We start from the raw sequence: 23,701 nt of genomic DNA, 5'->3' as shown, positions 1-23,701 counted from the left end.
CAACAAAGTAAGGCCAGCTTAACTGTGTCTCCGGTCTGTCGTACAGGCTGCTTTTAGTCGCATACTGCGCGGCCAGAATTTAACGGTTTTACGGAAGTCCCCTGCATGAAACGTACGCCTCATCTGCTTGCGATCCAGTCCCATGTGGTTTTCGGCCATGCCGGCAACAGCGCCGCCGTGTTTCCTATGCAGCGGGTGGGGGTGAATGTCTGGCCGCTCAACACCGTGCAGTTCTCCAACCATACCCAGTATGGCCAGTGGGCGGGAGAAGTGTTGGCGCCGCAGCAAATTCCGGCATTGGTAGAAGGGATCGCGGCGATTGGCGAGTTGGGCAACTGTGATGCCGTGCTATCCGGTTACCTGGGCAGTGCCGCCCAGGGCCGAGCGATTTTGACGGGAGTGGCGCGGATCAAGGCGATCAATCCCAAGGCCCTGTATCTGTGCGACCCGGTGATGGGCCATCCGGAAAAGGGCTGCATCGTGCCCCAGGAAGTCAGTGATTTTCTGTTGGACGAGGCGGTCGCCATGGCGGACATCCTGTGCCCAAATCAATTGGAGCTCGACAGCTTCTGCGGGCGTAAGCCGCAGTCGCTGTTCGATTGCCTGGGCATGGCGCGGACCCTGCTGGCGCGTGGGCCCAAAGCGGTGCTGGTCAAGCACCTGGACTACCCGGGCAAGCTGGCGGACGGTTTCGAAATGCTGCTGGTGACTGCCGAAGGCAGTTGGCACCTGCGTCGGCCATTGCTGGCGTTCCCGCGCCAGCCAGTGGGGGTGGGCGACCTGACGTCGGGCCTGTTCCTGGCGCGGGTGCTGTTGGGTGACAGCCTGCTGGCCGCCTTCGAGTTTACCGCCGCCGCGGTGCACGAAGTACTGCTGGAAACCCAGGCATGCGCCAGCTACGAGTTGGAATTGGTGCGGGCCCAGGACCGTATTGCCCATCCACGCGTGCGCTTCGAGGCCAGCCCGATCAGCCTCTGAACACCCCCTGTAGGCACTGGCATGCCAGCGCTTACAGGGGTTGTGTCCTACAGGGTATCGGCCTTGATTTCCTGGTAGCGCTTCTCCAGCTCCTGGCGGACCAGCCGACGCTGCTTGCCCTGGATAAACCGGCGCTTGTCTTCACTGCTCTGTGGCTGCAATGCCGGCACCGCGGCGGGTTTGCGGTCGTCGTCGACGGCGACCATCGTAAAGAAGCAACTGTTGGTATGGCGTACCGAGCGCTCGCGGATGTTCTCGGTGACGACCTTGATCCCCACTTCCATCGACGTGTTACCGGTGTAGTTGACCGACGCCAGGAACGTCACCAGCTCGCCCACATGGATCGGCTCGCGAAAAATCACCTGGTCCACCGACAGTGTGACTACGTAGCGACCGGCATAACGGCTGGCGCAGGCGTAGGCCACTTCGTCGAGATACTTGAGCAGGGTGCCGCCATGGACATTGCCTGAGAAGTTGGCCATGTCAGGGGTCATCAATACCGTCATCGACAGCTGGGCGGTTCCGGGTTCCATAGCACACTCACGGTTATAGGCATTGGTTGGGGGGGCACCTCTGCGGATGCTGAAATCGTTACAGCGCCATCCCTTACGGGACGCCAGGGCGGGGCTTGCCGTCACGCCCAAGACGATCTGTTTCCATATATTGCACCGGCTTTCTGCCGGAAGTCGCGGTGTTACCCTTGAAAAGCCCATTTCAAGGGCATTTCTTACGAATAAGGCAGACTTTTCCTTCCATACATTACGAACCGTTTTGGCGGCTGCGTGGAACTCGGAAAAGTGCCAGTACCCTCAAGGAGCCCCTCGCCATGCACGCCATCAGCTTTATCCAGGATTTGGCCGTGATCATGCTCGTGGCAGGGGTGGTGACCATCCTGTTCCACCGCCTCAAGCAACCGGTTGTCCTGGGGTACATCGTCGCCGGCTTCATCATTGGCCCACACACACCGCCATTCGGCCTGATCCACGATGAAGACACCATCAAGACCCTGGCGGAACTGGGGGTGATCTTCCTGATGTTCTGCCTGGGCCTGGAGTTCAGCCTGCGCAAGCTGTTCAAGGTGGGCGCCACGGCGTTTATCGCGGCCTTCCTGGAAATCATCCTGATGATCTGGATTGGCTACGAAATCGGCCAATGGTTCGACTGGAACACCATGGACTCGCTGTTCCTCGGCGCGATCCTGGCGATTTCCTCGACCACCATCATCGTCAAGGCGCTCAACGACCTGAAGATGAAAAACCAGCGTTTTGCCCAACTGATCTTTGGCGTGCTGATCGTCGAAGACATCCTGGGCATTGGCATCATCGCCTTGTTATCGAGCATCGCCGTCAGCGGTACGGTCAGCTCCGGCGAGGTGTTTTCCACGGTCGGCAAGCTCTCGCTGTTCATGATCGTGGCCTTGGTGATCGGCATTTTGCTGGTCCCGCGGTTGCTGGCCTATGTGGCCAAGTTTGAAAGCAACGAGATGCTGCTGATCACCGTGCTGGGGTTGTGCTTCGGTTTTTGCCTGTTGGTGGTCAAGCTCGAATACAGCATGGTGCTGGGGGCCTTCCTGATCGGTGCGATCATGGCCGAGTCCCGGCAGTTGCTGAAAATCGAGCGCCTGATCGAGCCGGTTCGCGACATGTTCAGCGCGATCTTCTTTGTAGCCATCGGCTTGATGATCGACCCGCAGATCCTGCTGCAATACGCCTGGCCGATTGCGGTGATTACCGTGGCCGTGGTGCTGGGCAAGATGCTGTCCTGTGGCCTTGGCGCGTTTATCGCGGGTAACGATGGCCGCACCTCGTTGCGGGTAGGGATGGGCCTGTCACAAATTGGCGAGTTTTCCTTCATCATCGCGGCGCTGGGGATGACCTTGCAGGTGACCAGCGACTTTCTCTACCCGGTGGCTGTCGCGGTTTCTGCCATTACTACGTTGCTGACGCCGTACCTGATTCGTGGCGCCGACCCATTGTCATTGAAGATCGCAGCGGTGATGCCCCAGCGCTTGAGCCGCGTGTTTGGTCTGTATGGTGAATGGCTGCGCAGCATCCAGCCCCAGGGCGAAGGCGCGATGCTGGCGTCGATGATCCGCAAGATTATCCTGCAGGTCGGGGTGAACCTGGCGCTGGTGGTGGCGATTTTCTTTACCGGCAGCTTTTTCGCGGCGCGAATAGGTGGGTATCTGGAAGGCTGGATCAGTGATCCGAGTTGGCAGAAGGCATTAATCTGGGGCGGTGCGTTGTTGCTGTCGCTGCCATTTTTGATCGCGGCTTATCGCAAGCTCAAGGCGCTGTCGATGTTGCTGGCAGAGATGAGCGTGAAGCCGGAAATGGCCGGGCGCCATACCCAGCGCCTGCGGCGAGTGATTGCCGAACTGATCCCGATTCTCTCGCTACTGGTGATCTTCCTGCTTTTGGCCGCCTTGTCGGCCAGTATTTTGCCGACCAACAAGTTGCTGGTGTTGATCGCGGTGGTAACCGCCGCAGTGGCAGCGGTGCTCTGGCGCTGGTTCATCCGCGTGCATACGCGCATGCAGGTGGCCTTGCTGGAAACCCTGGATAACCACAAGGACACGCCGGAGCGCTGACCACTATCAATTGCCAAACGATTCACTGCAGAAGCCGGCAAGCCGGCTCCTGCAAGGGCATTCGGGCGATCCGCAGGTATCAGCTTTCCAGCCAGACATCCCGTGCCCAGTGCCACACCGACTCCCAGGACTCTTCGGTGACCAGCTCTTCTTCGCCGGACCACAGCACCACCGTGCCGTCTTCTTCGACGCAGTAGTAGTCGTCGCCATCCTGGCAAATCGGGATCAGCTCGCGAGGTACGCCGATATCCCAGGCATTGGCGGCGACTTCCGGCAGATAGGTGTGGGACTGGGGATCGGTGATAGTCACCGGCTCCAGGCTGCCATACACCACATCGCTGACGGTCAGCAGGAATTCCTTGAACACAAACGGGATGTTGATAAACAGCTGTTCTTCGACTTCCACCAACTGGTCTTCGTCGGGCAGTTCCAGAGGAACCGGTACCGGTTCGTTGGCTTCACGCAATTGTTCGATAACTTCTTCCACGGCCGGGATCCTCATGCTAGATGGCGCGGTTTATAGGGGCGTTTTATACAGTAGCTCGCTATAAGTGCAACCGCGAAATAGAAAACCCGGTGTAGTCGGTCAAAACTGCTTTTCCAGCTTTAGGCTGATGCTGTTTTTGTCGTAGGAATAAAGCCAGTCGACATTGCTTACGACTTTGTTGTACTTGACCGTTAGGCTGGGCACCACATCCATCACCGCCAGGCGTGGGGCGCGCAGGATAAAGGTGTAGCCTTGTTCATCGTCGCTGCGTCGGTCATCAACAATCGCGCTGTAGGCATCGTATTGACGCTTGCGGTACGAAGCGAACAGCACGGCGCTGACGCCTACGTCGAAATCCTTGGCGACCCCTAGCCGCACGCCTTTTTGCAGGTAGGCCTGGGTGCGGTCCCGGGTGTTGCGTTGGCTCAGGTCCACACCGCCGAACAGCGTCCAGCGCTGAGGCAGGGCTTGCCACAGGGTGGCGTAGACCGAAGTGATCCCGCCGTCGAGGTTGGTATTGAGTTCGTGTTTATAGGCCATGTCCTTGTATTCGCCTTCCAGCTTGAACATACGCGTGGCCGATAATGTGTGAATCCATTCGCCGCGCAGTCCCCAGGCGCTGTACATGGCGTTGTCGGCAATGGTGTTGAATTCATACGACGGCCCGAGAGAGTACTGGTTCCTGGCATCGTGGTAGCTGTAGCCCGCATTGTTGATGAGGGTGCCTTCGTTGTACTTGCTCTCTTTTTCATAGGCCTGGCCATACAACAGCGAGCGCATGAACACCCCGTGGTGACCGCTGATGGCGATGCGTTTGTTGAGCGTGGCCTCGTAATCTGCACCACGGGCAGAGACGGCCTTGGGCAGTGAGCGCCTGACCAGGATGGTTTCTTCAGCGGTGACGAAACGGTAAGTCACCGTACTTTCAGGAGACTGGTTGAGGTTTTTACCCCAGGTCGGGCCGATGGCGAAGGAGCCTTGCCAGTCTTCACGGTGGTCCAGGGCCTGCAGAAAACTGTCGACCGTCTTGCCCACGCCCATGGCCTGCGCGTCGGCTGGGCTGAGGCCGCTGCTGATCTGTTGGAAGGCGGCGTTGGACTCGCCATCCTTGCGGTTTTCGAACAGCACCCGCGCCAGTTCCAGGCGGCCGGGCAGGAAGTCGGATTGTATCGCCAGCAATTGGCGGTAATAGTCTTCGGCCTGTTCAAGGTTGCCGTCGGCGCGGGCCAGGCCGCCCTTGGCATAGGCGGTGAGCATCGGGTCATGGCCGGGCAAGGCGGTGTAGCGCTTTAGATAGTCCCTGGCCTGCGGCCATTGCTGGCGCTCGATGGACAGGTACACCGCACGACCCAGCTCATCGAGGTTGTTGCCGACGCTGTAGGTCTGCCCATCGATATTCAACAGCGGTGCGGCACCGTCGCTGGGCAGTTCATCCTTGAGCAACTCGCGCTCTTGCTGGTTGGCGCGGTACTCGATGGTTTGGTTCAGGCGCAGGCTGGTGTCCTGGTCGGCGGCGATTACCGCCGGGGCGATGGACAACAGCAGGAAAAAGGGCAAAGCGTGGAGCGCAAGGGATCGCTTGCAGTAGGGCTGGGGCATTACCGGGCTCTCGGGATCGCTTCAAAACGCCAAAAGCAAGTGCCTGGGGGCAGGCACTTGCTCGGTGGTGCTACAACAGGCTCAACCGGCGATTACTTGGCGACGCCACCGAAGGCGGTGTCGTAGTCGCGGTTGGCGAACTTGGCGATACCGGCCAGCGACGCGGTGGAGCCTGCGCCGAAGAAGCTGCCTTGCGAAGTGCCGGAGGAAAGCAGTGCGTTGGTTGCGGTGTTACGCGCCTGGGCCGTGCCGGCGAAGCCTGCAGTGGCGGTGTCGATGGCGGCGGTGACTTGAACTTTCAGCGCACTGTTGCTCAGCGAGCCGACGAGGGTTGGCGCTGCGGTGCCGAATGAGGCGGTCAGGTCGCCGGACAGCACGTTGGCTCCGGAGTAGTTGTTGATGCCCTGCACTGCATAAGTCACGTTGGCGGTTGGCAGTACTCGGCCGGTGGTGTCGCCGGAGTAGTACACGACGCGGCTCGGGTCGTTGGTGGCGCCGGTCTGCGACCATTCACCGTAGTACACCTGCTGGCTGGCGACCTGTTTGAAGTCGAAGTTGCCAAGGGCAGAGTGAGAGGCCGGCATCATTGCCGGGGTGATGGTGGTTACGCCGTTGGCGTCGGTGGCCACCATGCCTTTGAGGCCACTGAAGGGCACTTTTGCGCCACCGTAGAAGGCGAGGACACCCACGGCTGGCTGGCCTGGCGAGCTTGGGTGGTTAGGGGATGAAGCGCCCGTGCCGCCGACGACGATAGTGCCGGTGTAACTTTGTGCCGAAGAAGAGTCTGCCTGGGCAACGCCGGCCAGACCAAGAAGTGCTACTGCCAATACTGTGTAGTTGAAAGATTTCATTTCATCATCCATTGAGTGATTTAAATTAAGTCAACACGTCAAGCGTTTGCCAATTACTTCTTAGCCTCCCATGCGCTACCTCCAGAGTTAAAACGTAGTGGTAAAAGCGAGTTTTAAGGTTCGCCCTGGCGCGGGCATCGCCGAACGCGTCAGTGGGTCGATGTAATACAAGTTGCTCAAGTTGGTGCCGATCAGTTCTATTGAGGCGTCATCGGTTAACTTGTAGTTAACATAAGCGTCATAAGTAATGATCTTGTCCCATGACATGGGTGTATTCAGGTAATAACTGACCATGGCACTGTTGGGGTAGTTGTTGTAGAACTTGCTTTCATGCTGACGGTAATAAATGGCGCGCCCGCCCACTTCCAGTTTTCGATCAAGAAAACGGGCCCCCAGGCCCAGGTTGGCAGTCCATTCCGGCATCGCCATGCTGACCAGATAACCGCCAACGAAGCCGTCATCCACGCAGTTGGGGGTACTGCCATCGGTGCTGACGGACACGGCGGAATCTTCATCGCAGACTTTGTTCTTCAGGACATGGCCGATGCTCATGTCGGTGAAAAAGCGCCCGCTGTCATAGCGGCCCTGGATTTCCACGCCAGAGGTGACCTGCTTTTCCAGGTTGGTGAAGCGCAGTTGCGGGCTGCGCTCGATCACGTTTTTCGTGGTGTTGTAGTAGTAACTCAGCTTGATATCGGCGGTTTCGCTGCCACCCCAGCCGGCCAGGTTATGGATGTAGGCGGCTTCATAGTTGTGGGCATGTTCGGGCTTGAGCCCCCAGGGATTGACGGAGGAGGAGAAGCCGATGGTGCTTTCGAACATGCTTGGATAACGGATGGCCTCGCTGTAGCGCAGATAGACCCGGCCGTTTTCCGAGGTATAGAAAGTGCCGGACAGGCTCGGGGTCCAGCCGCTGTCTTTCTGGTGCTTGGCACTGATGTCTTGCTGGTAACCATCCCCGTTACCGGATGCTCTGCAGGAAATGATGTTTTCACCGGCGCTCAAGCCGTTGATGCAGGGATTGTTACTGCGAGCGTAACGACCTTTTCCGTCGCTCGCCCAATCTGCCGTGTGTTGGGTGTCTTGTACACGAGGTGTTTCTTGTTTGATCAGTGCTATTAGTTCTTGGCGCTCCGACTCTGGAGTGTCAAACATGTCCCAGAAGACCTTTTCAGCGGCGACTTTTTTATCGATGGTTGCCTGCAGTTCGGCATCCGACAGGGTTTTGCGCGTGGTGTAGTACACGGACCTTCCGGTGTCTTCGTATTGTGTCGTTATACCGCTCTTGTCCTGCGCACCTTTCAAATAATCATCAAATGCCCAATAAGACGAATACCGCATGCCGGCTTCAAACTTGGCGAAGCTCACGGGGCGCCAATCGAACTTGAAGTTGTATTCCTGCTCTTCACGCCGTCCGGCCCGGGGGTACATACGCAAGGTGTCGCTGATGATCGGATCGTAGTAGTTGTCGTTCGAGCCTAACTTTTCATGTTGGTAACTACCGCCCAGGGTCAGGTCGAGGCTGTCGAGTAACTTGAATTTGTTGCTGGCGATCAGGCCGATACGGTCGTGCTTGGCGTTGGCCAGGGCGGTGTTTCGGAACACCGGGTCGGCCATGGTGGTTTGGTTGGGCACGCCGCCGCTGCTGTAGGTATCGCTGCGGGTGTTGGTCATCCACAGGTTGGAATAGAAATCCACCCACGGGTTGCCCTCGGGCTTGAGGTTGTATTCCAGGTTGTAGGCCTTGCTTTGCACATGGCTCAGCGGCCACTGCGGTACGCCATTGGTGGCGGCGTCGTAGATCGTGCCAGGCGTAAAGAACGAGATCCGCGAGGGCATGATTTCGCCGTACAGCGCATCGGTGTCGCGGTAGCCGAATTCCAGGGATTGGTTTTCATCAATCTTGAGCTTGGCCTTGCCCAGCCAGGATTCCATTTTGCTGGAGGTGTTGGGCACTTCATCGCCGGGTTTGTAGATGGTCGCAAGGTTAGGGATGTAGTCAAACTGGCCGTTGATCTGTTTCCCGCTGGAATAGAAGTCGCTCTTGTTCTTGCCCGCGTAGTGGTTGCCCTTTTCCCGGAAGGCGTAAGCGGCCAGCAGTTCGAATTTTTCCTGGCGCGTACCCAGGGCCAGGCGGTAGGCCGCGTCATCACTGGACAGCAACTTGTTGCTGCTGCTGGTGCGTGGGTGTTTGTACAGCGAAGGGTCGTAATAGCCGCTGATAGGGAAGTACTTGTAGTCGGGGCTGGGCATCTGCCCGGTCATCAGTGTCGGCAGTTTGGGGGACACCGAGTTGTTGCTGCCTTCGATTTTCAGCTCGCCACCGAATGCCTGATCTTCCTTGAGGATGTCATCGACATTCAGGGTGCTGGCCACTACTGCGCCGCCAATGCCGCTGTAGACGTTGCGCTCCAGGTTCGGCCCCTTGAGCACCTTGATGCTGCCGATCAGGTTGGGGTCGATGTAGTTGCGGTTGTTGGCGCCCATATAGCCGCGATAAGCGGTGATTGCCTGCTCGGTGCCATCGATGGTCAGAGGCACGCGGCCCGGGCCCTGGATGCCGCGGATGTTCGGGTCCAGCGCGCCGCTGTTGCGCGAGTCGCCGCTGTACACGTTGAGCATGCCCTTGAACATGTCGGCAGGGGCCGCGCCTTTGTAGCGTTCGATCTGCTCCTTGCCGGCGTAGACCGAGGAGATGTCTTGGTCGTAGATGTCGTTGTAGCCCTTCTCGTCCCGGGACTGCTTGCCCTCCATGCCCATTACGTAGGTTGGATGCAGGTCGCCGGCCTGGATGCCTGCCGAGTTCGGCGTCGATTGCACTTGGATAATCGGGCGCTCGGACGAACCGGTGAGGCTGTAGCTGACCCCTTGATTGGCCAGCAGCGTTTGCAGCGCGGCGTCGAGGGACAGGCGCCCCTTGACCGGGTTGCCGTAGCTGTTGGTGAGGTCGTTGCTGCCCAGGTAGAGCTCGACACCGGCCTGGCGCGCCAGGAGTACCAGGGCTTGATCCAGCGCCAGGGTGGGCACGTCGAAATTGTGTGTATCAGTGGCCGGGGCGTGTTTTGCACTCGCGGAGGGCGCCGCCAGCACAGGGCTGAGGGTGGCGGCATCGGCGACCAGTGCAAGAGCGGCCAGCTGAATCCCCAGGCTCAGTCGGGTGCGTTTTGTCGCCTTGCACTTTTTGTTGTTCTCTTGCGTCTGCAAAACCGGCCTCACTAAAGTAAATAAGATTTATTCACATGTAGTAGAAACGGCTCAGCTGCAAAAACGCGATAGATCGTTATGATCTATTTGTTTTGTTTTTTATATAATTTTGAAGTTAGCGCTGACTGAGGTCGCTCAGTAAATCAGCGTCAGTCCTGGCAGGTCGATCATGCGCCCGTGGACTTGCGCCACCAGGTGTTTAAGCGCGTCGTCGAGGTTGTCCAGGCGCATCACCGCACTGACCCGGGCATTGCGCAGCGCCTCGCCCTTGACCAACACCAGCCCCGGTCGGTAACGATTGATGCGGGCTGCGGCGTCGGCCAGGGATTCACGCTGGAAAACCAGCCGGCCTTCCTGCCAACTGGCCAGTTCCTCGGGGCTGGTGTTCAGGGGTACCAGGCCCGTTCTGGGGCTGAAGTGCAGGCTGTTGCCCTGCTCCAGCAGGGCAGAGCCGGCCGCTTCATCGCGCCCGTGTTGGGTCAGGTTGACCTCGACCCGGTGTTGCAACACGCCCACCCAGCCTTCGCGATCCTTGCCGACACCCACCAGGTAACGCGTGCCACGCGCCGTGATATCGGCTCCCGGTGCTTGTACGGTGAAGGGGCGCCGCTCCGTTTCATTCATCGGTGCCGGAGTGAAGATCGCCTCGCCTTGGCTCAGGCGCACCCGGCGGGTCTGGTCGTCATAGGCCAGGCTCAGGAGGCTGTGGCTGCCCAGCTGCACCTGGCTGCCGTCGGCCAGGGTGATCTGGCGCACTTCGCCAAAACCGGTGTGATAGTCACTGTTCAGGGCCTGGACCCAGAAGGGCGGGGCCAGCAGCATCCAGCAGCCCAACGCCAGCGCGGCCACAGCGCTGCCGCCGACCACCGGCATGCGCAGCCAGGCAGAACGCGGCGGGCGCTGGGGTTTTACATAACCGGGACGTTGTTTGAGCTGCGCGGTGGCCTGCCACGCACGGTTTGCGCGCTCGACGGCGGCAGCGTGCAGTGGGTCAGCGGCCAGCCAGCGCTGAAAGGCCTCGAGTTCACGTGCCGAAAGCTGTCCTTGGCGATGGCGCATCACCCAGTCGGCAGCTTTGCGCTCTACCGGGTCGATAGTGTGTGGGGAGGCGTTCACGGTTCGGTCTATTTACCTTTTGGCTCTTTATCGTACACAAGGCTCAGCCCTCTTGGCCCGGTTCCAGCGCCCGACCAATCCTGGCCAGGGCCATTGCCATGTGTTTTTGTACAGAGCTTGTGGATATCCGTAAATAGCGCGCGGTCTCTTTGTGCGTCATGCCCTCTACCCGGCAGAGCATGAACACGTCGCGGGTACGGGGCGGCATGCGCTCCAACAGGCTTTCCAGGTGCTCCAGCTCCAGCGCACCGAGGGCCTGCTCTTCGGGGCAACTGGTTTCGTCGACCAGGGTGGCGAAGAAGGCGGTGGGGTCGTTGTCGTAGCGCTTTTCGCCATAACGGCGGTGATGGTCGATCATCAGGTTGTGCGCCACCCGAAACAGATAGGACGGCGCGCACAGCACGCGTTCCAGGCTCTCCAACTGGGCGATGCGCAGGAAGGTGTCCTGCACCAGGTCCGAGGCCAGGCTTGGTGAGCACTTCTTGCGCAACAGGTAACGATGCAATGCGGGTGCATGTTGAGTGAACAGTTTTTCCAGCACGGCGGCACTTTCCTATGCTCGGGCAGAACCGGGGAGGGCGAGTATAATGAGAGTCGTTCTCATTAATCCAGCAAAACTGCGCACCCACTTTTCCACAGGCAAAAAAACACCCCGGCGGTGCAGGCTTCAAAAAGCACTGCACACGGCCGGGGTGTTTGTTACAGCAGGCTCCAGGCCTTAGCGGATCAGCCGTTCTGGCGGATACCGGCAACCAGCCAAGGCTGGTTTTCGCCTTGCGGGCGCTCCATGTTCCAGCTTTCGCTGAACACTTCGCCCTGGTCAAAGCGCGAAGTCTTCGAGGTACCGCTGAAGGTCAGGGTGGCGATAGTCTTGTCGGCGCGATCATCCACACCTTCCAACTGCACACGCAGGTCGTCGATATAGGTCGACTGGAAGCCGTCGCCCAACTCGGCGCGCTCGCGCTTGAGGAACTCCAGCAATTGCGGGGTCACGAACTCGGCGATCTTGTCCATTTCGTTGGCGTCCCAGTGTTGCTGCAGGGACTGGAAGTGGTTGCGGGCCGCTTCGACGAAACGCTCTTCGTTGAACCAGGCTGGCGCATTGATCACCGGACGGGTGGCAGCCGGTGCTGCCGAGCCGCCGAAGATCGAACCCATGGCAGGCTTCTGCTCGAACACTTCACGCTGCATCGGCGCGCCGGCTGGAGCCAGGTGCTCCTGCTGCTTGCGACGACGGGCGGCGATAAAGCGGAAGATCACAAAGGCGATGACCGCCATGATCAGGATGTCGAAGATCTGCATGCCCTGGAAGCCGCCGCCCATGAACATGGAGGCGAGCAGGCCACCGGCGGCGATGCCGGCCAGGGGACCCAACCAGCGCGAAGCACCGCCGGCCTTGGCAGCAGCGCCTGCGGCACCGGCTGCACCTGCGGTGGCAGCCGCTCCGCCCATGCCGCCAGCGGCAGGGGCCATTTGGCTGGTCTGGTGGCTCGGCGCTGCGCCGGAGCTTTTGCCGCCACCGAAGCGTTTGGCGTTGGCGTCGAGGCTCATCGTCAGGCCGATGCACAACGCCATGGCGATGCTAAGAAAACGTTTCATAAAGGGAATTCCCATTTGTGGATTGCACGCGCGCCATGTTGCACAGGTGCAGAGTCAGTGGCTAGCGGCATAATGTTTCGGGCTTTTGCGTAAGACATAATCCGAATGGTCTGTAGGGCTAATTACACCCATGCGTAATCTATCCACCTTGTAGGGGCCAGCAAGCCGGCTCCTACAGGGGAGGGTGATTAGCCCATTACACCGCTTCGAGCTTGGCGTAACCCATCATCAGCCATTTGCTGCCCTCGGCGAAGTTCACCTGCACCCGGGCCTGGGCCCCGGCGCCTTCGAAGTTGAGGATCACCCCCTCGCCAAAGATCGCATGCCTGACCTGCTGGCCGAGACTGAACGGGGTCTCGGGAATTTCCGAGCCGGCAAACAGGTTGCTGGAGTTCTGCTGCTGGCCTCCGCCAAACGGCCGGCTGACGCTATTGGACAAGCGCACTTCCTGAATCAGCCCTTTCGGCACTTCCCGCACGAACCGCGACACCTTGTTGTAAGTCTCGCTGCCATACAGGCGACGTGTCTCGGCGTAGGTCATCACCAGGTTCTGCATCGCCCGGGTGATGCCCACGTAGGCCAGGCGGCGTTCTTCTTCAAGGCGGCCAGGTTCTTCCAGGCTCATCTTGTGCGGGAACAACCCTTCTTCCATGCCCACCAGGAACACGTAGGGGAATTCCAGGCCCTTGGCACTGTGCAGCGTCATCAGCTGCACGCTGTCCTCGTGTTCGTCGGCCTGGGTATCGCCGGCTTCCAGGGACGCATGGCCGAGGAACGCAGCCAGCGGCGACAGCTCGGCATCCTCCTCGCTGTTCTCGAAAGCGCGGGCGGCGCTGACCAGTTCCTCAAGGTTTTCTACCCGGGCCTGGCCTTTCTCGCCTTTTTCCGCTTCGTGATAAGCGATCAGGCCGGACTGTTCGATCACGGTCTGGGTCATCAGGTGCAGCGGCATTTCCAGGCACTTGGCGGCGAGGGTGTCGATCAACTCGACAAACCCGCCCAAAGCCCCGGCAGCGCGACCTGTCAGGCCTTTATTGACGATCAGCAGGCGCATGGCCTCCCACATCGACACATCGCTGTGCCGTGCGTGCTCGCGGATCGCCTCGACGGTTTTCTCGCCAATCCCCCGTGCTGGCACGTTGATCACCCGCTCCAGCGCCGCATCGTTGCCACGCCCTTCCAGCAGGCGCAGGTAGGCCATGGCGTTCTTGATTTCTGCGCGCTCGAAGAAGCGCTGGCCGCCGTAGATGCGGTAGGGGATGCGCTCACGCAGCAAGGCCTCTTCGAGCACCCGCGACTGGGCGTTGGAGCGATACAAAATGGCGATATCGCTACGGGCCAGCCCGGTTTTCAGGGCACTTTCAATGGTTTCCACCACGTAGCGGGCTTCGTCGTGCTCGTTGAAAGCGGCGTAGAGGTTGATCGCCTCGCCTTCGCCGCCGTCGGTCCACAACTCCTTGCCCAGGCGCCCGGTGTTATTGGCGATCAAGGCGTTGGCGGCCTTGAGGATCCCGGCGGTGGAGCGATAGTTCTGCTCCAGGCGAATGGTCTCGGCGTCGGGGAAGTCGTCGGAATACTGGTAGATGTTCTCGATTTTCGCGCCGCGCCAACCGTAGATCGACTGATCATCGTCGCCCACGACCATCAGGCTGTCGCCGCCCTTGGCCAGCAAGCGCAGCCAGGCGTACTGCACGGCGTTGGTGTCCTGGAACTCATCCACCAGGATGTGCCGGAAGCGCTTCTGGTAATGGGCCAGCAAGCCGGGGTTGTCGCGCCACAGATCGAGGGCCCGCAGCAGCAGTTCGGAGAAGTCGATGACCCCCGCACGCTGGCAGGCCACTTCATAGGCTTCATAAATGCTGCGCATGGTGGCCAGGAACAGGTCGCCACTGGCCTGGATATGTTGCGGGCGCAGGCCTTCGTCTTTCTGGCCGTTGATAAACCACTGGGCCTGGCGCACCGGCCAGCGTTGCTCATCCAGGCCCAGCTCGCGGATCACTCGCTTGACCAGGCGTTGCTGGTCATCGCTGTCGAGAATCTGGAAGGTCTGGGCCAGGCCCGCCTCCTGCCAGTGCGCCCGCAACAAGCGGTGCGCCAGGCCGTGGAAGGTGCCAACCCACATCCCGGCCGGGCTGATGCCCATCAACTGCTCGATGCGGTGGCGCATCTCGGCAGCGGCCTTGTTGGTGAAGGTCACCGACAGGATGGAATGCGGGGACGCGTTTTCGACCTGGATCAACCAGGCGATACGGTGCACCAGCACTCGGGTTTTACCGGAGCCAGCACCGGCCAGGACCAACTGACGGCCAACGGGGGCTGCTACGGCCTGGCGTTGGGCATCGTTGAGGGAGTTCAGCAAAAGAGAGAGATCATCGCGCATCGGCGCATTCTAGGGTGCCGGGGGAAGGGGGGCAAATCCCATTGCCGGATGGTCGATACAAAAAACCGCGGCGACCTGTAATTGGCAAATAGTCGGGCCACGGTGATGACCGGTAAGTCATCGGCTGCAGCCCGCGGCCTGTCTTGTTCAGCCCCTCTGGGCCCAAGGTTTGCGGGGGTTATTCGCAGATTTTTATGATCCAGAGCAGTTTGGTCTGCACGCCTGCTTGTGTATGCTCCGTCGACGTTTCGGGCTCACGATTATAAGAACACTGCCTATGACCCTCAGCACTGACCTGCCTGGCCCTTCTGTTGCGCCGGCGCAGGTTATCCGCAAGCACTACGCCATGGAGATGGCGGTCGAGCGCACGCGTCTGTTGTACCAAGGTTCGTTGCTGCCCACTTTATTGATGTTGATCAACGGTCTGGTCTGCGCCTGGTTGCTCTGGAGCCCGCAGCGCTATGTGCTGGTCAGCGCGTGGCTGGTGTGGTTGCTGGCCCTGGTGGCGATGCGCGTGATCCAGGTGGCGGCCTTCGAGAGCGCCTTGCCCAGCCGGCAGGCCCAGCCGTTCTGGCGGCGGATGTTCATGTTGGGTTCGGCGGCCAGTGGCCTGACCCTGGCGAGTGCCGCCATTGCCCTGGTGCCGTTGGACAACTTCGTACAACAGGCCTGGGTCTTTGGCCTGATTGGCGTGGCGACCTTATCGGCCAGCGTGGCCTACGCCGTGAGCGTGCCGGCGTTTTTGTCATTTGCCTTGCCCTGCCTGGTGCCCACCATTCTTTACCTGTTGTTGAGCGGCGAACCGCACTTGCAGGGTTGGAGTTACCTGGGCCTGATTCTGCTGGCGTCCCTGAGCCTGGTGGCCTGGCAGGTCAACCGCCTGATCCAGCGCGGTTTACTGCGGCGCTTCCAGAACCAGGCCCTGATCGAGCACTTGCAACAGGCCCGCCAGCGTAGCGAACAACTGAATCAGGAACTGGTGCGCGAGGTCGAGCAGCGGCGCCAGGTCGAGCAGGAGTTGCGTGAGGCCCAGGTCGGCCTGCAACACCGTGTCGAACAGCGCGGCCAGCAATTGGACGCCGCCAGCCTGGCCCTGAATAAAAGCGAAGCGCGCCTGGCCATGGCATTGCAGGCCAGTGAGCTGGGGCTGTGGGACTGGAACCTGCAAACCGATGAGGTCCATCACACTCAGCTCAAGGAGTTGTTTGGCCTGGAGCCGGAACACGTCATGGCAATGCTGCGCGACCTCAAGCCACGCCTGCATCCGGACGACTTGCCACTGCTCAAGCGCGCGTTGGTCGAGCACTTGAAAGGTCGCAGCGACGACTATCAGGTGGAGTACCGCGTGCGCCATGGTGACGGGCGCTGGGTGTGGGTCGAGGACCGCGGGCGCGCCGTGGAGCGTACCGCCGGCGGGCGCGTGACACGCATGCTCGGCACCCGGCGCGATATCAGTGCCGGCAAGGCTGCGGAAGAGCAACTGCGGCTGGCGTCCACGGTGTTTGAAGCGGCCAGCGAAGGCATCGTGATCCTGGACCCGGAGTATGTGTTGATTGCGGTCAACCAGGCTTTCAGTCGTGTCACCGGCTTTGAGATCGACGACATGCTTGGCCGCAATGTCGTGGAATTGCCGTGCAGTCGCGATGCACGCCGGCACTTCCCGATGATTCGCCAGGCCTTGTTGAGCCAGGGCAGTTGGCAGGGCGAACTGGTGGAGGCGCGCAAGAACGGCGAGCTGTATCCCCAGTGGCTGCAATTGAGCGTCGTGCGAGATGTCCGGGGAAATGTCAGTCACATCGTAGGCTTTTTCGCCGACCTGTCGGCGCGGCGTGAGTCCGAGGAGCGCATGCGCTACCTCACCCATTACGACGAACTGACTGGGCTGGCCAACCGCTCGCTGTTTCGCGAGCGCCTGCGTGAAGCCCATCAACGGGTACGCCAGGGTGGCCGCAGCCTGGCGTTGCTGCATATCAACCTGGACCGTTTCAAGCTGCTCAATGACAGCCTGGGCCATGAAGTCGCCGACCAGTTGCTACAGAAAATGGCCCGGCGCCTGATCAATGCCTTGCCGGAGGCCGACACCATCGCACGGCTGTCCGGCGACGAATTTGCGGTGCTGTTCGATGCCTATGGCAGTCTGTCGAGCCTGGCGCGGGTCGCTACGCGATTGCTGGCCAAGTTGCGGGTACCGGTGACGGTGGAGGGGCATGAGTTGGTGGTCAGTGCCTCAATCGGTGTCAGTTTGTTACCGGATAACGCGCGGGAAATTTCCGCATTGGTCAGCCAGTCGAACATGGCCATGCAGCACGCCAAGCATTTGGGCGGCAATAACTTCCAGTTCTACACCGACAGTCTGCAAGCCAGCACCCTTGAGCGCTTACAGTTGGAAAATCAACTGCGCAAAGCCATCGATGAGCGTCAATTGCAGGTGTTCTACCAACCCAAACTGTGCCTGGCCACTGGCAAGATGAACGCCGCCGAGGCGCTGGTGCGCTGGGATCATCCACAATGGGGCAGCGTGCCGCCCGGTGATTTCATCGGCCTGGCGGAAGAAACCGGGTTGATTGTGCCGCTGGGCGAGTTCGTACTGCGCCAGGCCTGCTGGCAGGCGTGTGAATGGCAGCGCCAGGGCCTGGCGCCGATCCGGGTGTCGGTCAACCTGTCGGTGCACCAGTTGCGCCAGGGCAAGTTGGTCAGCCTGGTGCGCCAGGTCCTGGAAGAAACCGGGTTGGCGCCGCAATACCTGGAGCTGGAATTGACCGAAAGCCAATTGCTCGACAGCGTCGAGCACATCATCGCCACCTTCCAGCAATTGCGTGACTTGGGGGTGAAGTTGGCCATCGATGATTTTGGCACCGGTTATTCGTCCCTCAGTTACCTCAAGCGCATTCCTGTGGACTACGTGAAGATCGACCAGACGTTTATCCGTGGCCTGGGGCAGGGGCGCGAAGACCTGGCGATTACCCGGGCCATCATCGCCATGGCCCATGGGCTTGCGCTCAAGGTGGTGGCCGAGGGGGTGGAGGATCTGCAGCAGTTGGATTTCCTCAGGGCCGAGCAGTGCGATGAAGTGCAGGGCTATCTGATCAGCCGGCCAATCGAGGCGGAGGGCCTGGCGGATTTGTTACGAAAAAATGCAGATATTTCTTAGCGTCGCTCGGCCCGCCCAAGTGGCTACATAGTGCCTGCCCGCTGTTTCAGTGGTTGGCAGGTCGATTTAGTGATGCATCGAACGGGCAAATCAACAATTCTTGTAGTATAACTACAAGCTTGCTACATCCCTGGCGTCTGCCAATAACAAGAGTCCTGCCCTTTGAACCTGTTGCAACATATCGCCCAGTCGCGCCACCTGTTACGCAAATCGGAACTCAAGGTTGCCGATCACGTGCTGCTTGACCCTGCGGCCGTGATGCACAGCTCCATGGCTGACCTGGCCCACAGTGTGGGGATCAGCGAGCCGACCATCGTGCGCTTCTGCCGCGCCATCGGTTGCTCGGGGTTCCAGGACTTGAAGCTCAAGCTGGCCCAGAGCCTGGCGGCCGGCGCCAGCTTCGGGCAGTTCGCGATTCATGAAGACGACTCCGTCGCCGACTATAGCCTGAAAATTTTCGACACCACCCTGCACACCCTGATGGAAGTGCGGGAGAAGCTCGACCCGATCGAGCTGCAAAAAGCCGTGACGGCCATGTCCCAGGCCCAGCGCGTGGAGTTCTACGGTTTTGGTGCATCCGGCGCAGTGGCGGCGGATGCCCAGCACAAGTTTTTCCGCCTGCTGCTGACCGCGGCGGCCTACAGCGACCCGCACATGCAGGCGATGTCGGCGGTGACGTTGAAGCCCACCGATGTGGCGATCTGTATTTCCCAGTCGGGCCGCTCCAAGGACTTGCTGATCACCGCCAACCTGGTGCGTGAAAGCGGTGCCTCGTTGATCACCCTGTGCCCGAGCCAGACGCCCTTGGCCGAGCTGTCCACGGTCAACCTGGCAATCGATGTGCATGAAGACACCGAAATCTACACCCCGCTGACCTCGCGTATCGCCCACCTGGTGGTGATCGACGTGCTGGCGATGGGCGTGGCGATGGCCCGTGGCCCGAGCCTGGTCAACCACCTCAAGAGCGTCAAGCGCAGCTTGCGCAGCCTGCGGTTGTCGCCCAAGTCCGTCAAAGCCCTCGACGACTGACCCAAGGTCGCACTCGGTCAACTGTAGGAGCTGGCCGGTGTTGTATCCGCAAGATTCATCGTCCTGTAACCCCCGCGCCGCCAAACCGTCATCCCCCGCGCCCATCCTGAACTCCCCGTACTCGCATTGGGAGACTCGAAATGGCCCGGCACTACGAAGACAGCACCAGCACCGTCAAGACCCGTCGTCAGCAGGAAGACCAGCGCCGCATGGCGTTCCGGCGTGCAATTGAAGATCGCTGCGAACAGCGTCAACTGCTGCAGAACATCAGTGACTACCCGGAACTGCACTGGCAGGCGCCCGCAGCTGCCCAGCGAAGCGTTCAGCCAGCGCGCTGATCTGCACCCGCTCGCTGCGGATAAAGCCCAGGAACGCATGGGCCACCGGTGACAGGCGCTTGGCCTTGGCCTGCACCAGGCACCAACTGCGGTACAGCGGCAGTTCTTCTACCGGCAGCTCCTTGAGCCCGCCGGTGGCCAGTTCCAGGTTCAGGGCGTGGCGCGTCAGCAGCGCCACGCCCAACCCCGCCACGACGCACTCACGCTGCGCTTCGGCCGAGGCCACTTCCACCGTCTGGGTGAAGTGCACGCGCTTTTCCTTGAAGTATTCCTCGCAGGCCAGTCGCGTCCCGGAACCCGGCTCGCGCAGCAGCAAGGTGTAAGGCTCCAGGTCCTGCAGGCGCAGCGGCCCTTGCAGGCTCAGCGGGTGGTCCGGCGGGGCCACCGCCACAATCGGGTTGTTGAGAAATGGCAGGAACTCCAGCCCCATGTCCTGAGGCACCATGGACATGATCACCAGGTCATCCCGGTTGTCTGACAGCCGGCGGATCACCTGGGCGCGGTTGACCACGGTCAGGTGCAACTGCACCTCCGGATGCTGGCGCTTGAAGGCCGCGAACAAATGCGGCACGAAGTATTTGGCACTGGACTCCACCGCCAGCTTCAATTGCCCCTGCAGCGAGCCTTGCATGTCCGAGAGCTGCATATCGAGGTTTTCCAGGCGCCCGAAAATGTCCCGGCTGGCCCGTTGCAGGGCTTCGGCGGCTTCCGTCATGTAGAGCTTTTTGCCCACGTAGTCGAACAGCGGCTGGCCGATCAGCTCTTCAAGCTGGCGAATTTGTAGGCTGACGGCTGGTTGTGTAAGAGACATTTCCTCGGCGGCGCGGCTGTAGGAACGTAAATCGCAGACCTCATTAAAAATCTGCAATTGGCGTAATGTCATACGCATCAATGACTTGCGCATAATTCAAGGTGGCTCGCTGGGGTTGTAGCGCCAACTATAAGTCTTTACTTATACACAGCCCAATAATTATTGATTTTTGTTAATCCCTAAGTGCGCATAGTGTGTCTCTCGCGACTGGCTTGAAACATTTGGTCACGCGCCGACCTGGTCTAGCAGGTCGATGAATGCAGCAATCGGCTCAAGGGAATTTCCAAGTGATAACAAAGATCCTGATCGCCAACCGTGGTGAGATTGCCGTCCGTATCGTGCGGGCCTGTGCCGAAATGGGTATCCGTTCGGTGGCGGTCTATTCCGACGCAGACCGGCACGCCCTGCACGTCAAGCGCGCCGACGAGGCCCACAGCATCGGTGCCGAGCCCCTGGCCGGTTACCTCAACCCGCGCAAGCTGGTGAACCTGGCGGTGGAAACCGGCTGTGACGCGTTGCACCCCGGCTACGGCTTCCTGTCGGAAAACGCCGAACTGGCCGATATCTGTGCCGAACGTGGAATCAAATTCATCGGTCCATCGGCCGAAGTGATTCGCCGCATGGGCGACAAGACCCAAGCGCGCCGCAGCATGATCAAGGCCGGCGTACCGGTCACCCCCGGCACCGAAGGCAACGTCGCCGATATCGCCGAGGCGCTGACCGAAGGTGACCGCATCGGCTACCCGGTGATGCTCAAGGCCACCTCCGGTGGTGGCGGTCGCGGTATCCGTCGCTGCAACAGCCGCGAAGAACTCGAACAAGCCTTCCCCCGCGTGATCTCCGAGGCCACCAAGGCTTTCGGTTCGGCGGAAGTGTTCCTGGAAAAGTGCATCGTCAATCCCAAGCACATCGAGGCGCAGATTCTCGGTGACAGCTTTGGCAACGTGGTGCATCTGTTCGAGCGCGACTGCTCGATCCAGCGCCGTAACCAGAAACTCATCGAAATCGCTCCAAGCCCGCAACTGACGCCGGAACAGCGCGCCTATATCGGCGACCTGTCGGTGCGTGCGGCCAAGGCTGTGGGCTACGAGAACGCCGGCACCGTGGAGTTCCTGCTCGCCGAGGGCGAGGTGTACTTCATGGAGATGAACACCCGGGTGCAGGTGGAACACACCATCACCGAAGAAATCACCGGGATCGACATCGTCCGCGAGCAGATTCGCATCGCTTCCGGGCTGCCGCTGTCGGTAAAACAGGAAGATATCCAGCACCGTGGCTTCGCGTTGCAGTTTCGCATCAACGCTGAAGACCCGAAGAACAACTTCCTCCCCAGCTTCGGCAAGATCACCCGTTACTACGCCCCCGGCGGCCCGGGCGTGCGCACCGATACGGCGATCTACACCGGCTACACCATCCCGCCGTTCTACGACTCCATGTGCCTGAAACTGGTGGTGTGGGCGTTGACCTGGGAAGAAGCCATGGACCGCGGCCTGCGTGCCCTGGACGACATGCGCCTGCAAGGCGTGAAGACCACCGCCGCCTATTACCAGGAAATCCTGCGCAACCCGGAATTCCGCAGTGGCCAGTTCAATACAAGCTTTGTGGAAAGCCACCCTGAGCTGACCAACTACTCGATCAAGCGCAAACCCGAAGAGCTGGCCCTGGCCATCGCCGCCGCCATTGCCGCCCACGCAGGCCTGTGAGGAACATTCCAATGTCTAAGAAAATCTTCGTAACCGACACCATCCTGCGCGACGCCCACCAATCGTTGCTGGCGACCCGCATGCGCACCGACGACATGCTGCCGATCTGCGACAAGCTCGACAAAGTCGGCTACTGGTCCCTGGAAGTGTGGGGCGGCGCGACCTTCGACGCCTGCGTGCGCTTTCTGAAAGAAGACCCGTGGGAGCGCCTGCGCAAACTGCGTGCTGCGTTGCCCAACACGCGCCTGCAAATGCTCCTGCGTGGGCAGAACCTGCTGGGCTACCGCCACTACAGCGACGACGTGGTCAAAGCCTTCGTCGCCAAGGCTGCCGTGAATGGCATCGACGTGTTCCGCATCTTCGACGCCATGAACGACGTGCGTAACCTGCGCGTGGCCATCGAAGCCGTGAAAGCCGCGGGCAAGCATGCCCAGGGCACCATCGCCTACACCACCAGCCCGGTGCATACCATCGAGGCGTTTGTGGCCCAGGCCAAGCAAATGGAAGCCATGGGTTGCGACTCGGTGGCGATCAAGGACATGGCGGGCCTGCTGACCCCGTACGCCACTGGCGAGTTGGTCAAGGCGCTGAAGGCCGAGCAGAGCCTGCCGATCTTTATCCACTCCCACGACACTGCCGGTTTGGCCGCGATGTGCCAACTCAAGGCCATCGAAAACGGTGCCGACCATATCGACACCGCCATCTCCAGCTTTGCCTGGGGCACCAGCCACCCGGGCACCGAGTCGATGGTCGCCGCCCTGAAAGGCAGCGAGTTCGACACCGGCCTGGACCTGGAACTGCTGCAGGAAATCGGCCTGTACTTCTACGCCGTGCGTAAGAAATACCACCAGTTTGAAAGCGAATTCACCGCCGTCGACACCCGTGTGCAAGTCAACCAGGTGCCGGGCGGGATGATTTCCAACCTGGCCAACCAGCTGAAAGAGCAGGGCGCCCTCAACCGCATGAGCGAAGTGTTGGCGGAAATTCCGCGGGTGCGTGAAGACCTGGGTTTCCCGCCGCTGGTGACCCCGACTTCGCAGATTGTCGGCACTCAGGCGTTCTTCAACGTGCTGGCCGGCGAGCGCTACAAAACCATCACCAACGAAGTGAAGCTTTACCTGCAAGGCGGCTACGGCAAGGCGCCGGGCACGGTGAACGAGAAGCTGCGGCGCCAGGCCATTGGCAGTGAAGAGGTGATCGACGTGCGCCCGGCCGACCTGCTCAAGCCGGAAATGACCAAACTGCGTGGTGAAATCGGCACGCTGGCCAAATCCGAAGAAGACGTGCTGACCTACGCCATGTTCCCGGATATCGGGCGCAAGTTCCTGGAAGAGCGCGATGCCGGGACCTTGTCCCCTGAAGTGCTGCTGCCGATCCCTGAAGCCGGTGGCGTAGCCCGTGCCGGCGGTGAAGGTGTGCCGACCGAGTTTGTCATCGACGTACACGGCGAAAGTTACCGCGTCGATATTACCGGTGTCGGGGTCAAGGCCGAAGGCAAGCGCCACTTCTACCTGTCCATCGACGGCATGCCGGAAGAAGTGGTGTTCGAGCCGCTCAACGAATTTGTCGGCAGCGGTACCAGCAAACGCAAGCAGGCCAGCGAGCCGGGTCATGTCAGCACGGCGATGCCGGGCAATATCGTGGATGTACTGATCAAGGAAGGCGACGTGGTCAAGGCCGGCCAGGCCGTGTTGATCACCGAAGCAATGAAGATGGAGACCGAAGTGCAGGCGGCCATCGCCGGTAAGGTCACCGCTGTGCATGTGGCCAAGGGCGACCGCGTCAACCCGGGTGAAATCCTGATTGAAATCGAAGGCTGATCCACAGCCTTCGACACTACCGCTTAATCCTCGGGGGGCATGTTG

The 23,701-nt window shown here is 60.3% G+C and carries 17 protein-coding genes; 7 read left to right on the top strand and 10 right to left on the bottom strand.

Annotation, left to right across the window (positions count from 1 at the left end):
* The first annotated feature begins 105 nt into the window (after positions 1 to 105).
* Positions 106 to 978, top strand: coding sequence for a pyridoxal kinase PdxY (gene pdxY / locus HZ99_RS16950; protein WP_038444581.1), 873 nt, complete (start codon positions 106 to 108; stop codon positions 976 to 978).
* 47 nt (positions 979 to 1,025) lie between these two features.
* Here pdxY and HZ99_RS16945 read toward each other — a convergent pair whose 3' ends face one another.
* Positions 1,026 to 1,511: an acyl-CoA thioesterase gene (locus HZ99_RS16945; protein ID WP_038444579.1), complete on the bottom strand. Its 486-nt coding sequence runs from the start codon at positions 1,509 to 1,511 to the stop codon at positions 1,026 to 1,028.
* Between the two features lie 293 nt (positions 1,512 to 1,804).
* Between HZ99_RS16945 and HZ99_RS16940 the strand changes: the two genes are divergently transcribed.
* Entirely contained in the window at positions 1,805 to 3,568 is a 1,764-nt protein-coding gene (locus HZ99_RS16940; protein ID WP_038444578.1) for a cation:proton antiporter, read from the top strand.
* A 79-nt stretch (positions 3,569 to 3,647) separates the two neighbouring features.
* Here HZ99_RS16940 and HZ99_RS16935 read toward each other — a convergent pair whose 3' ends face one another.
* The 8 genes from HZ99_RS16935 to uvrD form a co-directional block, all read right to left on the bottom strand.
* Entirely contained in the window at positions 3,648 to 4,055 is a 408-nt protein-coding gene (locus HZ99_RS16935; RefSeq protein ID WP_029290059.1) for an SMI1/KNR4 family protein, read from the bottom strand.
* Between the two features lie 99 nt (positions 4,056 to 4,154).
* Positions 4,155 to 5,654, bottom strand: a complete 1,500-nt coding sequence (locus tag HZ99_RS16930; RefSeq protein WP_051903176.1) for a surface lipoprotein assembly modifier — start codon at positions 5,652 to 5,654, stop codon at positions 4,155 to 4,157.
* Positions 5,655 to 5,746: 92 nt separating this feature from the next.
* Complete coding sequence (locus HZ99_RS16925; RefSeq protein ID WP_038444576.1) at positions 5,747 to 6,505, bottom strand: Slam-dependent surface lipoprotein; 759 nt, start codon at positions 6,503 to 6,505, stop codon at positions 5,747 to 5,749.
* 87 nt (positions 6,506 to 6,592) lie between these two features.
* On the bottom strand, positions 6,593 to 9,709 hold the full coding sequence (locus HZ99_RS16920; protein WP_038444574.1) for a TonB-dependent receptor domain-containing protein: 3,117 nt from the start codon (positions 9,707 to 9,709) through the stop codon (positions 6,593 to 6,595).
* A gap of 135 nt (positions 9,710 to 9,844) precedes the next feature.
* Positions 9,845 to 10,825, bottom strand: coding sequence for a FecR family protein (locus HZ99_RS16915; protein ID WP_235205528.1), 981 nt, complete (start codon positions 10,823 to 10,825; stop codon positions 9,845 to 9,847).
* Between the two features lie 43 nt (positions 10,826 to 10,868).
* Positions 10,869 to 11,366, bottom strand: coding sequence for an RNA polymerase sigma factor (locus HZ99_RS16910; protein ID WP_038444572.1), 498 nt, complete (start codon positions 11,364 to 11,366; stop codon positions 10,869 to 10,871).
* A gap of 185 nt (positions 11,367 to 11,551) precedes the next feature.
* The gene (locus HZ99_RS16905; protein ID WP_038444571.1) at positions 11,552 to 12,424 is read right to left on the bottom strand and encodes a Tim44 domain-containing protein; all 873 of its coding nucleotides are present in this window, start codon (positions 12,422 to 12,424) and stop codon (positions 11,552 to 11,554) included.
* 196 nt (positions 12,425 to 12,620) lie between these two features.
* Complete coding sequence (gene uvrD / locus HZ99_RS16900) at positions 12,621 to 14,804, bottom strand: DNA helicase II (protein ID WP_038444569.1); 2,184 nt, start codon at positions 14,802 to 14,804, stop codon at positions 12,621 to 12,623.
* A 277-nt stretch (positions 14,805 to 15,081) separates the two neighbouring features.
* On the opposite strand from uvrD, the gene HZ99_RS16895 reads away from it, so the two are divergent.
* The 3 genes from HZ99_RS16895 to HZ99_RS27900 all read left to right on the top strand — a co-directional run bounded on the left by HZ99_RS16895 (position 15,082) and on the right by HZ99_RS27900 (position 19,322).
* A complete protein-coding gene (locus HZ99_RS16895; RefSeq protein WP_038444567.1) occupies positions 15,082 to 17,955 on the top strand; it encodes an EAL domain-containing protein in 2,874 nt (957 codons plus the stop codon).
* A gap of 162 nt (positions 17,956 to 18,117) precedes the next feature.
* Positions 18,118 to 18,984 carry a transcriptional regulator HexR gene (gene hexR, locus HZ99_RS16890; RefSeq protein WP_029290040.1) on the top strand — a complete coding sequence of 289 codons (867 nt, stop codon included), beginning with the start codon at positions 18,118 to 18,120 and terminating at the stop codon, positions 18,982 to 18,984.
* 140 nt (positions 18,985 to 19,124) lie between these two features.
* Positions 19,125 to 19,322, top strand: a complete 198-nt coding sequence (locus tag HZ99_RS27900; protein WP_080727720.1) for a PA3496 family putative envelope integrity protein — start codon at positions 19,125 to 19,127, stop codon at positions 19,320 to 19,322.
* On the opposite strand, the gene HZ99_RS16885 is transcribed toward HZ99_RS27900, so the two are convergent.
* Positions 19,252 to 20,226 carry a LysR family transcriptional regulator gene (locus HZ99_RS16885; protein ID WP_038444565.1) on the bottom strand — a complete coding sequence of 325 codons (975 nt, stop codon included), beginning with the start codon at positions 20,224 to 20,226 and terminating at the stop codon, positions 19,252 to 19,254. The two genes, HZ99_RS27900 and HZ99_RS16885, sit on opposite strands and share 71 nt — an antisense overlap.
* A 194-nt stretch (positions 20,227 to 20,420) precedes the next feature.
* Here HZ99_RS16885 and HZ99_RS16880 point away from each other — a divergent pair, with 194 nt between their 5' ends.
* Both HZ99_RS16880 and oadA read left to right on the top strand, forming a co-directional pair.
* The gene (locus HZ99_RS16880) at positions 20,421 to 21,836 is read left to right on the top strand and encodes an acetyl-CoA carboxylase biotin carboxylase subunit (RefSeq protein ID WP_038444564.1); all 1,416 of its coding nucleotides are present in this window, start codon (positions 20,421 to 20,423) and stop codon (positions 21,834 to 21,836) included.
* 11 nt (positions 21,837 to 21,847) lie between these two features.
* Positions 21,848 to 23,656 (top strand): sodium-extruding oxaloacetate decarboxylase subunit alpha, encoded by a 1,809-nt coding sequence (oadA, locus tag HZ99_RS16875; protein WP_038444562.1) that lies wholly within the window; start codon positions 21,848 to 21,850, stop codon positions 23,654 to 23,656.
* The last annotated feature ends 45 nt before the right edge of the window (positions 23,657 to 23,701 follow it).

It is taken from the genome of Pseudomonas fluorescens (genome assembly GCF_000730425.1).
Classification (GTDB): Bacteria; Pseudomonadota; Gammaproteobacteria; order Pseudomonadales; family Pseudomonadaceae; genus Aquipseudomonas; species Aquipseudomonas fluorescens_X.
The sequence above is the reverse complement of the archived record's forward strand: the minus strand, read 5'-3'. Positions and strand labels throughout refer to the sequence as shown.